This window comes from Paenibacillus ihuae (assembly GCF_001368795.1).
In the GTDB taxonomy this organism is placed as follows: Bacteria; Bacillota; Bacilli; order Paenibacillales; family Paenibacillaceae; genus Paenibacillus_AQ; species Paenibacillus_AQ ihuae.
The window spans coordinates 1,647,747-1,660,037 of record NZ_LN831198.1 but is presented as its reverse complement, the minus strand read 5'-3'; the positions used below and the strand labels follow the sequence as shown (position 1 = coordinate 1,660,037).

11 protein-coding genes are annotated in these 12,291 nt (G+C 49.7%); 7 read left to right on the top strand and 4 right to left on the bottom strand.

The genetic code is table 11. From position 1 onward, the window contains the following. The first annotated feature begins 11 nt into the window (after positions 1 to 11). Positions 12 to 1,382 (top strand): MATE family efflux transporter, encoded by a 1,371-nt coding sequence (locus AQR02_RS07340; protein ID WP_054940020.1) that lies wholly within the window; start codon positions 12 to 14, stop codon positions 1,380 to 1,382. Between the two features lie 95 nt (positions 1,383 to 1,477). Here the strand turns inward: AQR02_RS07340 and AQR02_RS07335 are convergent, their stop codons facing one another. The 3 genes from AQR02_RS07335 to AQR02_RS07325 form a co-directional block, all read right to left on the bottom strand. Continuing rightward, a complete protein-coding gene (locus AQR02_RS07335; RefSeq protein WP_054940019.1) occupies positions 1,478 to 3,976 on the bottom strand; it encodes a CoA-disulfide reductase in 2,499 nt (832 codons plus the stop codon). A 110-nt stretch (positions 3,977 to 4,086) separates the two neighbouring features. After that, positions 4,087 to 5,058 carry a 6-phosphofructokinase gene (gene pfkA / locus AQR02_RS07330; protein WP_054940018.1) on the bottom strand — a complete coding sequence of 324 codons (972 nt, stop codon included), beginning with the start codon at positions 5,056 to 5,058 and terminating at the stop codon, positions 4,087 to 4,089. A gap of 69 nt (positions 5,059 to 5,127) precedes the next feature. Continuing rightward, on the bottom strand, positions 5,128 to 6,210 hold the full coding sequence (locus AQR02_RS07325; protein ID WP_054942022.1) for a tetraprenyl-beta-curcumene synthase family protein: 1,083 nt from the start codon (positions 6,208 to 6,210) through the stop codon (positions 5,128 to 5,130). A gap of 202 nt (positions 6,211 to 6,412) precedes the next feature. Here AQR02_RS07325 and AQR02_RS07320 point away from each other — a divergent pair, with 202 nt between their 5' ends. Beyond that, complete coding sequence (locus AQR02_RS07320) at positions 6,413 to 7,678, top strand: MFS transporter (protein ID WP_054940017.1); 1,266 nt, start codon at positions 6,413 to 6,415, stop codon at positions 7,676 to 7,678. Positions 7,679 to 7,861: 183 nt separating this feature from the next. Here AQR02_RS07320 and AQR02_RS07315 read toward each other — a convergent pair whose 3' ends face one another. Then, the gene (locus AQR02_RS07315; protein WP_019911834.1) at positions 7,862 to 8,059 is read right to left on the bottom strand and encodes a cold shock domain-containing protein; all 198 of its coding nucleotides are present in this window, start codon (positions 8,057 to 8,059) and stop codon (positions 7,862 to 7,864) included. 173 nt (positions 8,060 to 8,232) lie between these two features. Between AQR02_RS07315 and AQR02_RS07310 the strand changes: the two genes are divergently transcribed. The 5 genes from AQR02_RS07310 (at position 8,233) to AQR02_RS07290 (ending at position 12,133) form a co-directional block, all read left to right on the top strand. Then, complete coding sequence (locus AQR02_RS07310) at positions 8,233 to 8,466, top strand: hypothetical protein (RefSeq protein ID WP_036702226.1); 234 nt, start codon at positions 8,233 to 8,235, stop codon at positions 8,464 to 8,466. Between the two features lie 6 nt (positions 8,467 to 8,472). After that, positions 8,473 to 8,643: a hypothetical protein gene (locus AQR02_RS32785; protein WP_054940016.1), complete on the top strand. Its 171-nt coding sequence runs from the start codon at positions 8,473 to 8,475 to the stop codon at positions 8,641 to 8,643. A gap of 197 nt (positions 8,644 to 8,840) precedes the next feature. Continuing rightward, positions 8,841 to 10,631 carry an oligoendopeptidase F gene (gene pepF, locus AQR02_RS07300; RefSeq protein ID WP_054940015.1) on the top strand — a complete coding sequence of 597 codons (1,791 nt, stop codon included), beginning with the start codon at positions 8,841 to 8,843 and terminating at the stop codon, positions 10,629 to 10,631. Between the two features lie 87 nt (positions 10,632 to 10,718). After that, the gene (locus tag AQR02_RS07295) at positions 10,719 to 11,045 is read left to right on the top strand and encodes a LapA family protein (RefSeq protein ID WP_054940014.1); all 327 of its coding nucleotides are present in this window, start codon (positions 10,719 to 10,721) and stop codon (positions 11,043 to 11,045) included. Positions 11,046 to 11,089: 44 nt separating this feature from the next. Beyond that, entirely contained in the window at positions 11,090 to 12,133 is a 1,044-nt protein-coding gene (locus AQR02_RS07290) for a M42 family metallopeptidase (RefSeq protein ID WP_054940013.1), read from the top strand. Positions 12,134 to 12,291: the final 158 nt, after the last annotated feature.

Here is a 12,291-nt window from a genome sequence, read left to right as displayed (position 1 = left end):
GGCACTAATCAATGAAACAAACCCATTCGCTCAAGCAAAAAGCAGGGCAGTTTCTACATATCCTGTTTCCGATTCTTATCACACAAATTGCTTTATCTGCCATTACTTTCTTTGACACCAACATGTCCGGTAAATTCGGTACAAATGATCTGGCCGGTGTTGCGATTGGCACCAGCCTATGGATTCCGATTCAAACCGGTCTTAGCGGCATTCTGATGGGGATTACCCCAATCCTCTCCCATCTGCTCGGCAGCAAAAAAAATAAGGATGTAGCCTACCAGGTTACCCAGGGCATGTGGCTTTCCCTGTTCATTTCTGTTCTGGTGCTGGCCATTGGCAGCCTGATTCTGTCTCCGGTGCTGAATTTCATGGATTTGGAGCCACAGGTGCGAGACATTGCTTTCCGGTTCCTTTGTGCGATTTCGTTCGGTATTATTCCGCTGTTCGGCTATACGGTGCTGCGCAGCTGTATCGATGCCCTAGGCCAGACCCGCATCTCCATGCTGATTACCTTAATCGCCCTGCCGGTCAATGTAGGTCTGAACTATTTACTGATCTTCGGGAAGTTCGGCTTTCCGCGGCTCGGCGGTGTAGGCGCAGGGGTCGCCTCTGCGATTACCTACTGGGTGATTTTTATGATTGCCCTGTATTTCATTTACCGGTTTGAACCATTCAACAGCCTGCAGCTGTTCCGCAAGTTTTACTCCGTATCGCTAAACAGCTTTAAAGAACTGCTTAAGATCGGCGTACCGATCGGCTTTTCCATCTTCTTTGAGACGGCTGTATTCTCAGCAGTGACGCTGCTGATGAGCCGCTTCGATACGGTGACGATCGCAGCCCATCAGGCGGCAATCAACTTTGCGTCAACTCTCTACATGATTCCGCTTAGTATTTGCATGAGCCTAACGATTCTCGTCGGGTTTGAGAGCGGATCAGGCAGATTAAAGGATGCCCGCCAGTACAGCATCATGGGCATCGGCTCCGCGGCGGCGCTTTCGCTCTTGACAGCTCTGGTCCTGCTGTTCGCCGGCAATTCTGTTGCCGGATTGTACTCGGATGAACCTGAGGTGATCACACTCATTCAACATTTCCTGATCTATGCAATCTTTTTCCAAATATCAGATGCTATTGCTACGCCTACCCAAGGGGTGCTCAGAGGCTATAAGGATGTCAATCCGGCGTTTATCATCTGCTTCGCGGCATACTGGGTTATTGGACTCCCTACCGGTTATCTGCTGGCTACCTATACGGATATGGGGGCTTACGGTTACTGGGTCGGACTGATTACAGGTCTGGCCATCGGAGCGATCCTGCTTCTCTCCCGGCTGGTTAAGGTTCAGCGGAGCTTTACTGTTCAGTCCGTTGATTCAATAGCCAGATAATTCACATCATATGCTGTCATTCTTATCTATAAAAAAATGAACCCGCTCTTCACACTTAGTCCTGTGGAAAGCGGGTTCGTTTGTGAATCAGCGGCTTAGATAAACAAATTAACCCCGGAATCTTCGGCGGCTCCAAGATAACTTGCCACTCCGCCATAATCGACGCCTGCGATCAGCTCTTCCTGTTTGATTCCCATGATGTCCATACTCATTGTACAAGCAATCAGCTTTACGCCGGCTTTCAACGCCTCATGCATTAGCACCTCTAGTGAATCCACATTTTTGCGCCCCATTGTATGACGGATCAATCTGGCTCCTAAACCACCCATATTCATTCTGGATAAAGGCAGCTTACGGGTGCCTTGCGGCATCATCATTCCAAACATCTTGTCAAGTCCCTTCTTCTTCACCCCCGAAGCCTCTCCCTTTCGCAAAACATTTAGCCCCCAGAAAGTAAAGAACATCGTGACCTGCTTGCCCATAGCGGCTGCACCGGAGGCAATAATAAAAGAGGCAATCGTTTTGTCCAGATCACCGCTAAACACAATCATCGTCGTACCATCCTTGTCAGCGGATGCCGGAGCGAAAGGTTTGTCGCCTGTTTGTTGGCCTAAACCTTTGCGGAGCAGCGCCTTTACCTTACCTGCGGAGACATCGACTGATTCCAGGGTATTGTCCGTTGAAATACACCACTGTTTAATATCCGCGGCAAACCCGAAATCCGTCGCTTCTATCTCCAACTGCTGTCCCTCCTGCATGGAATTCACAGTCTCATAGACTTTGCGTATAGGGCCGGGGCACTGCAAACCGCAGGCATCCAGAAAAAGCTGACTCCCTGCACTATTATTCTCATTGCCACCTACAGCTGTAAGAGTGGCCGTTGCTTCTGTATCTGCTGCTTCTGCGGTTACCGCCGGTGCTGTTGGCTCAGAATTAGCCCCAGTGCTGTCTGCTGCCATTACAGAATACGTTTTGTAGCCCCCATCCACATTCTTCACCTTATAGCCATGCTGGGTTAGCATTCTTGCAGCAATATAACCTCTCAAGCCTACCTGGCAGGAGACAGCCAGTTCACGGTCCCGGGGAATCTCGTCCAGCCGTTCCCGGAGCTCCGAAAGCGGAATATTAATGGAACCAGGGATAGCTCCGGCAAGCAGCTCTACAGCGTCTCTGACATCAATCAGGACTCCGCCTCCGGCATTGAACTCATCCACCTCGTGCCATTGCATAAGAGAGACCAGTCCATCCAGCACATTCGAAGCCACATATCCGGCCATATTGACGGGGTCCTTAGCGGAAGAATATGGCGGAGCATATGCCAATTCTATATCTGCCAGCTCGTTCACCAGCAGATTCCCGCGAATGGCGGTCGCTATGACATCAATCCGCTTGTCTACACCGGCTGCTCCCACAGCTTGAGCACCATAGATTGCTCCTGTATGCGGATTAAACAGCAGCTTCATAGCAATTGGAGTGGCTCCCGGGTAATAACCGGCATGTGCATTCGGGTGAATATGAACCGCCTCATACGGAACGCCAAGCGATTTGAGCGTCTTTTCATTATTGCCTGTAACTGCAGCAGTAAGTGCAAATGTTTTGATAATCGCGCTCCCTAACGCCCCGTCATAGGAGATTGCCCTTCCATTAATATGATCCGCTGCCAGCCGGCCTTGGCGGTTTGCTCCCCAGGCCAGTGAGACCATTGTAGCAAAACCATGGTTACGGTCCTTCACCTCGATAGCATCACCAACAGCATAAATATGAGGATCACTCGTCTGCAGGGATGCATTTACCTTAATGGCTCCGGCGAATCCAAGATCGAGGCCGCAATCCCGGGCCAATCCGTTCTCCGGGGCTACTCCGATTGCCAGGATAATCATATCAGTTCGGAGCCCGCCGCCTGAGGATAAACGCAAGTATTGGCCCTCTTGCTCAAAGGCTTCAACACCTTCACTCAATCTGAGCTCTACCCCATTCAGCTTAAAGTGATCCTCAATAAGCCGGGCCATTTCCGGATCCAGCGGGTTCAGGAGCTGACTACCCCGGTCAATCAGAGTCACCTCAAGCCCCCTCTCCCGCAGATTCTCCGCCATTTCCAGCCCGATAAAGCCGCCGCCGATAACTGTCGCGTGCTTGGGCTGCTTATCGTCAACATAGGCTTTAATCCGGTCAGTATCCGGGATATTTCTTAAGGTGAACAAATTCCCGGCTTCGGCAATTCCTGGAATCGGCGGGACTACCGGTCTGGCACCCGGAGATAGGATCAGTATGTCATACAAGATTTCCCCTGCTTCGCCTGTAAGCACATTCCGGAACCGGACAAGCTTCTGGTCACGGACAATCTCTGTCACTTCATGAAATACTCTCACATCGATGTTAAACCGTGCTCTAATTCCCTCAGGCGTCTGAAGAAACAATTTCTCGCGGGAATTAATGGATTCACCAATATAATAGGGCAGGCCGCAATTGGCGAAAGATACATGCTCACCACGCTCAAACATCACAATCTCATCCTGCTCGTTCAGTCTGCGCAATCTCGCAGCAGCAGAAGCGCCTCCCGCTACTCCACCTATAATGACAATTTTCCTGTTCATATTTACCCTCCTAGTTATATACCCTATGGGGTTTATAATATACCGGTGGGGGTATGTTGTCAAATGTAAAAAACCGCCTATTTCTAGGCGGTTGCGTTTCAGAATGAATTCTATTGGGATAGGCGGGAAGCCAGCTCGTACAATTCAGTATCGAAGCCCTTCTTCGTGTTAACAACCTTATCGATATCAGTAAGCGTTAATTCGCCTTTAATGATTCCGCAAGCTTTATCGGATTCGCCTTCAATCAGTTTGCGTACCGCGAAGTCGCCTAAACGGCTGGCCAGGTTACGATCCCCTGGAGTTGGCGTACCTCCGCGCTGGATGTGACCCAGAACGGTTACCCGGGCATCGAGTGTCGAGTGACGGTCTTTGAGGGCTTGCGCTACATCTTCACCTTTGCCTACGCCTTCAGCAACAATTACGATACTGTGACGCTTGCCTCTGGCAAAATTGTCTTTCATCCGGTCTGCCACTTCGTTAAGATCGTAAGGCATTTCCGGCACCAGAATCGTTTCCGCTCCGGAAGCCAGTCCTGCGTGCAGCGCGATATCTCCGCAGTGGCGTCCCATTACTTCGACAATGGAAGATCGTTCGTGGGAAGACATCGTGTCACGGAGCTTATTGATTGCATCTACAACCACGCCTACTGCTGTATCAAAGCCGATAGTGTAATCTGTGAAAGAAATATCATTATCAATCGTTCCCGGCAAAGCCATCGTGTTGATACCGAGCTTACTGAGTTTATTAGCGCCCTTGTAAGAGCCGTCCCCGCCGATAACTACCAGGCCGTCAATTCCCATTTCATTCAGGATATCCGCGCCTTTCTGCTGTCCTTCAGGTTTCACGAATTCGAGACATCTTGCAGACTGCAGAATGGTTCCTCCACGCTGGATAATATCGCCAACGCTGCGCAGATCCATCGGGAAAATATCACGGTTCAAGAGGCCTTGGTAGCCGCGTTGAATACCGAATACTTCAATACCGTAATAGATTGCACTGCGCACAACTGCGCGAACGGCCGCGTTCATGCCCTGGGAGTCTCCTCCGCTGGTTAATACTGCGATTCTTTTTACATTTGCCATCCTGTTAGTTCCTCCTTAAAATTGTGTGAAGCTTAGGGTTCCGGAAATGGAATAACCGCTTCACAGCATTTAATACATGTGTTTGCGTATCCAGCGGCTGTTAACGAAGAAGAACAGTCTGGTCAACGGACTTCTTCTCATTAAACGCTTGGATACCGAACGAACCTCCCGCTGTTCGCTGACTTTTGGATCGGATAAATAAAGTGCCAGAAGCCCCTCGATGACCATACGATGCATTGAGGTCTCAGGTAAGTTCTGGACATCCTTGCGGGCCCACTCCACGATGGAAGCGATCCGATTCAGCATGGTATCAGTATTGTCATAATAATTGCAGAAATTGAGGTCTCCGCCGGCCCGGTCTTCGTCCTGATCAATCAGATAATCGAGCATGATGTGCAATCCGCAAAGATGCGGAAAGTACGCTGCACGAATCGAAGCCGCTTTCGATGTGCTTAGCCGGGGGTCGCAAGAGGCCAGGAAAAGCATGAACACTCCTAGTGTAGAACCGGTTGCCGCAGCAAATTCATTCCAGTGAAGATGCGGAGCACGCTTTCCTTCCACCGCCCACCATTCCTTCAGGGCAGCTTCCCTGAGTTCGGGGCGGATGTGCTTGTACACCTGCAGATCCGTATACAGTACAGCAAGATCATGAATCTCCGCAGCTGCCGCAGCATAGCCTGGTAAACACGCAGTCATCTCCTGGCATTTGCGGACAAGCCTGTGAAGATATCCGCCGTCATTCTGCTCACTGCGCAATGCATAATAATTGACGGGTTCAGCCTTAGGATTAATGGCGTCCAGCATGGATTGATGCAGCAGCCTGAAATCGGCCGGATCCAGTGAGGTACTGCGGTCACACAGATTGTCCAGATAATCACTGATCGTTTGATAGGCGACAATAAGCGGAATCAGTATATGTCTCATCGACAAATTGCCGGCAGCATAAATACCGCCACCTTCACAATGAAACTGCTTGGTTTCAATGCTGGCAAGCGCTTGTTTCCGGAGTTCGGGATCGGGAATCCCTTCCGCATCTTGGCGCCAAAAGTGAAGACATTCCCGCACTTCCGGCAGCACGTACTTATAGACCCTGCTCATGAGCCCTATCGGGCTTCTGGGGCTTAGGTAACGGCCTTGCTCAAATTCATTCAATGACAGTGCCTCCACATTGTTGTCTCCTTATCCAAATCATCATTATTATAATATGCAGAGCGCATTTGTACAAACAACAAAATCACTTTCGCAAAACGTTGAAAGATTCAGAAATAGCTCAATTTTAACAAGCTTTTAACAAACATCGCGACTTTCCTTTATGCTATACTACTCGTATTTGAACCTTAAGGAGTGCAATTTCATGGAATCCGGACGGACCGGCGGGCAGTATAGTGATCAAAACTGGCTGCGTTCCTTTATGTTTACGCTATATGGCACCAGTGTGCTGGTAGTTTCTTATTTCCCGTTATTTTATACCCATCTCGGCTTTAGCAGCCCTCAGGTAGGCCTGTTGTATTCCCTTGGACCCCTGATCTCAATCCTGTCCAATCTGTTCTGGAGCATGATGAGCGACCGGCTGGGAACCATCAAAAAGATTATGGCCATCCTGCTTGCAGGTCAGCTTGTTACCGCTATAATGCTGGCCAAAGCCACGGACTTTGGGATGGTCATGCTTATTTTAACCCTTTTCTACTTCTTCTATTACCCTGTTTTTCCTCTCGCAGACACGATGGCGATCAAAATTGCACAGCGTCATGGGCGGAACTTCATTGCGATTCGTGTGTTTGGCTCGCTGGGATATTCCTTTTTTGCGCTTACGATCGGATATGTACTGAGAGCACTCGGCTCTTCTTACAGTATCGGTGTGTGTATTGTAATAGTAGTAGCTGCACTTTTCATCACCCTTGGACTGAAGGATGTGAAGCGGACCGAAGGGGGACCGGACAACAGTAAGGGTTCTGCCAAAATAAGCGCAAAGGGCGGCGGGCTTAAAGAAATTTTACTGCAAAAAGAAGTGCTGTGGTTCTTTAGCTGCGTCTTTGTACTGGCACTCGGCCACCGGATGAATGAAGCCTTTCTTACGCTTAGTCTGAAGAGCATGAATGCAGGTGATGAGGTCATCGGCTGGGCGCTGCTTGCTTCTGCGCTAAGCGAGATTCCAATTTTCTTTCTGCTTAGTAAATACGGGGAACGGTTCAAGGAGCTTCCTCTGCTCGCTTTTGCCAGCCTGATGTATGGTCTGCGCTTTCTGTTCATGTCGCTTGCGGATGTGCCCGGTGCCATTATTGCTATCCAGGCCATGCACAGCATATCGTTCGGCATTTTTTATGTAACAGCTGTCAGGTATATTACACGTATTATTCCCGACCATCTCCGCGCGACCGGACTGGCGATTTTCACGGTAGTCTGGTCCAGTGTGTCAGGGCTGCTGAGCGGTACCTTCGGAGGGCTTATCTATGAGGATTCCGGGCGGAGCGTCTTTTATCTGGTCGCCATGGGCTTTTCGGTACTCGCATTCATCGGTTTTCTCGTTAAGCATCTGATGGATATCGGCGGATCTTCAAGCCGTTATTTTAAGAAAAAGGCACTTCAGAAGGCGGCTCCTGCAGAGAAGACTTCCCTTTAACTCTTAGCTAGCTTAATAAGACCTGCACTACCCTTACGGGACGGCGCAGGTCTTATTAAGCATAAAAAAACACAGTTCCCGAAAGAACTGTGTGCTGTATATGTTGCTGGTTACCACTCTTGCAAGTGCCTGCCATAAATCAAATATATATTGCAGCCGACAGATGATCTGTCAAGCCGTTTCTTATAATTTAACTACGTTAGCTGCTTGTGGACCGCGGTTACCGTCAGTGATATCGAATTCAACCGCTTGGCCTTCATCCAATGTCTTGAATCCGTCACCCTGAATAGCTGAGAAGTGAACGAATACATCTTCGCCGCCTTCTACTTGAAGGAAACCATAACCTTTTTCTGCGTTAAACCATTTTACTGTACCTTTCAAATGAACAACCTCCTAAAAAATACCGCCATATATGGCGTATGCTTACATTATACTCCAGCTATTCCTGCAAAGCAATCCATCATTTCCCTTTATTAATGATTTAATTTGCTTTTCTCTTACCCGGTGCGTTATCATTGACCCAAAAGCCAAAAATCGCCAGGGTGGTAATGACAATGATCAAAAAACATGAAATATACAAAACAGACAAATGGAATATGATGACTGTTGAGGTTCAGGGACGCTACATTATCCTCCGGGAAATTTCCGATCAATGGGGAGAAGAAACGCATACTTTTATGAGCCGGCCGGCCATGATGCAATGGGTCAATAACCGCTTTAACAAAGAATCCTATAAAGATAACGAAGAAGAATACAAGAATATCATCGCAGCTTTCAAGCAGGTATAGAGGGGCATGGATAACGAGAATCTGGTCATATTCGTTATAGTAGTCCTCTGTCTTGGTGCCGTGCTCATTATGGGCAAGGAAAAAGTGCCGCCGCGCCTTAAGCGCGGCATGGCGTTAACCGCTGTAATTCTGATTGCTCTGGCTTTTATCTTCATTATTTATAGCTTGCTGGCATAACTCTCTAAGAAGCTCATACATCAGAATTTGGCAGGGCATACTAAGCCGACTTTACGATCCAGGAGGCACAGGTCATGTCCTTTACCGTCAAATCTCTCTCGCTTCTACTAGCGCTGTGTCTGCTTCCGGGCAATTTAACAAGCGCTGCAGTACAGAATAATATGCCTGCTACATCTCATCATATAAGGAGGATTTCTATGGAACAGTTATTGAAGAGAAGTGAAGTGCCCGCCGAAAACCGCTGGAAGCTTGAAGATATGTATGCATCGCAGACAGAATGGGATTCTGAATACAGCGAAGTCAAAGAGCTGATCAAAAAAGCCGCCGCATTCCAGGGCAAACTGGATACGCCGGAAGAGCTTAAAGCTTGCTTTGAGCTGGATGACCAATTGTCGCTGCTGACAGAACGCCTTTATGTTTACGCACATATGCGTCAGGATGAGGACACCGCCGCACCGACCTACCAGGCGCTTACGCAAAAAGCGAAAAAGCTGAGTGTCGAAGCTGGTGAAGCTCTTTCTTTTGTAACCCCTGAAATTCTGGCTTTGCCTGTGGAGAAGCTGGATCAGTTCATCGCTGACCCTGCCCTTTCCGCTTATACCTTTACCTTGACAGAAATGAAGCGTGAAAAGGCGCATGTCCTCTCCAAAGCGGAGGAAGCCCTGCTCGCTCAGGTGGGAAACATCTCCCAGGCACCGCAGAATATTTTTGGCATGCTGAACAACGCCGATCTCAAATTCCCCAAGATCAAAAATGAGGAAGGCAAGGAAGTGGAGTTGACTCACGGGAGTTATATTCAGTTCCTTGAGAGTCCGGACCGCGAAGTGCGCAAGAACGCTTTTAAAGCCGTTTATGAGACTTATGGCAAGCAAAAGAACACTATCGCCGCCACACTTAGCGCAAATGTCAACAAGAATGTTTTCTATTCACGGGTCCGTAAGTATCCGTCCGTGCTGGAAATGTCGCTCTACGGCGATAATATTCCCAAGGAAGTCTACACTAACCTGATCGACACCATTCACGAGAGTCTGCCGCTGATGCACCGTTACATGAAGCTCCGTCAGAAGCTGCTTGGCGTTGATGAACTACATATGTATGACCTGTTCGCTCCGCTGGTAGATGAATATAAGCTGGATATTACTTTTGAAGAAGCAAAAAAGATTACCAGAGAAGGTCTTAAGCCGCTCGGAGAAGACTACCTCAGTGTGCTCCAGGAAGGCTACGACAAGGGCTGGATCGATGTCTACGAGAATGAGAACAAACGCACCGGGGCTTACAGCTGGGGAGCCTACGGCACCCACCCGTATGTGCTGCTGAACCATAACGACAACCTGAACAGCATGTTTACATTGGCGCATGAAATGGGTCACGCCCTGCATTCCTACTATTCGGATAACGCGCTGAAATACCGTGATGCACAGTACACGATTTTCCTCGCCGAAGTAGCCTCTACAACGAATGAAGCGCTGCTGATGGACTATCTGCTAAAGAAGTCAACCGATCCGAAGGAGAAAATGTATCTGTTGACCTACTACGCTGACCAGTTCCGTACAACGGTATTCCGTCAGACCATGTTCGCCGAGTTCGAAAAGATGATCCACCAGCGTGCTGAAGACGGCGAGTCGCTTACCCCGCAGGATCTGTCGGCCATCTACTATGACCTTAATGTGAAGTACTACGGGAAGGACATGGTGGTTGATAAGGATATTGAAATGGAATGGGCGCGGATCCCGCATTTCTACAACAGCTTCTATGTTTACAAGTATGCTACCGGCTTCTCCGCGGCAACCAGCTTCTCCAAACAGATCCTGGAGGAAGGCAAACCGGCGGTGGACCGCTACCTCGGCTTCCTGAAGAGCGGCGGCAGTGATTATTCGATCAATATCCTGGCCAAAGCCGGTGTAGACATGTCTTCTCCGGAGCCGATCCGCGAAGCAATGAGTGTCTTCGAGAGCGTTATTGAGCAGATGGAACAGTTGACCAAATAAACTATACAGCTTAGGATTGAGGTAATCCCTTGCCCCTCGCGGGCAGGGGATTTGTACTGTTACACTGTCAAAGTAGGAGGAAATCATATGAAACTGCAATGGTCGCTAATTTTAGGTTTAATCTTTGCGTTGCTCACAGCTGTATTCGCAGTGATCAACGTGGATCCGGTCCAGGTGAATTTCGGCTTCGATCAGATCGAGCTCCCGCTTATTCTTGTTATTCTGGGCTGCGCGGTTATCGGCGGGGTCATCGTCGGTTCCTACGGTATTTTCCGCCAGTACAAGCTGCAGAAGCAGATTAAGGTACTAAACGCGGAGCTGTCCAAGCTGCGGGATGCGGGAAACGCGTTCGATCCCTCATCTCCTCAAGCCCAGTATGACAGCCTGGCTGAAGAGCCGAGCATGGAGCGCTAAGTTATTTACCACCTATTCTAAATCATGAACTGGAGGGCTTAATCTTGCTTACAATTCAGCCGAATGAAGACTATATTCTATCCATTCTCAAAAAACTGCTCGATACCCCCAGCCCCAGCGGCTTCACCGCTGAGGCTATGCGGCTCGTAGCCGAGGAAGCGGCTGCGCTGAACGTTCCGCTCAGCTGGAACGAGAAAGGCGGCATCATTCTGAGCGTACCCGGGCTTGATCCTTCCCGCACCATCGGCATTAGCGCGCATGTGGACACGCTGGGTGCGATGGTCCGCTCCATTAAGCCAAACGGTACGCTGCGCCTGACCTCTGTCGGCGGGTTTACAATGAACAGCATCGAAAATGAATACTGCGTCATTCATACCCGCAGCGGTCTGACTTATACCGGCACCATTCTAACCAGCCATCCCTCGGTGCATGTCTATGCTGATGCGCGTGACTTCAAACGCGCTGAGGAGAATATGGAAATCCGGATCGACGAGCTTGTCTCTACCAAAGATGATGTGTTGAAGCTCGGTATTGCGGTCGGTGATTTCATCTCCTTTGACGCCCGCGCGGTTATTACTCCTAGCGGCTATATCAAGTCACGCCATCTGGATGACAAAGCCAGTGTAGCCGCCCTGCTCGGCCTGCTGGAAAGCATCAAGCGTGAAGGCTGGAAGCCGCTTCACAACCTGTCCCTTCTGATCTCCAACTTCGAAGAGGTCGGCCACGGTACGGCCTGGATTCCAGGAGAAATCAGCGAATTCATAGCGGTAGACATGGGCGCCATGGGCGATGACCTGAGCTGCAAGGAAACGGATGTTTCCATCTGCGCCAAGGATTCCTCCGGCCCTTATGACTATGCTATGACCAGCCGTTTGATCGATTTGGCGAACAGCCTGGCGATTCCTTTTGCGGTTGACATCTATCCGCAGTACGGCTCAGATGCCTCCGCTGCACTGCGCGGCGGCAACAACATCCGTGCTGCACTGATCGGTCCGGGGGTGCATGCCTCCCACTCCATGGAGCGCACGCATAAGCAGTCCGTCCTGAATACGGCCAAGCTGCTTGCCGCCTATGTCGGTGCAAACTGAAGCCGGAAGCGGTAAATTGCGGCGGATTTGGACAGGCAAGCGATGGCCGCTTAGCATTGCCCTGCTCGTCCTGCTTGTTCTGGTGATCGTGACACCGGCAGTTCTGCTGAACAAGCCGGAGAAACAAGTGCGGGAGGCCTTCAGCGGCCTCCCGCATG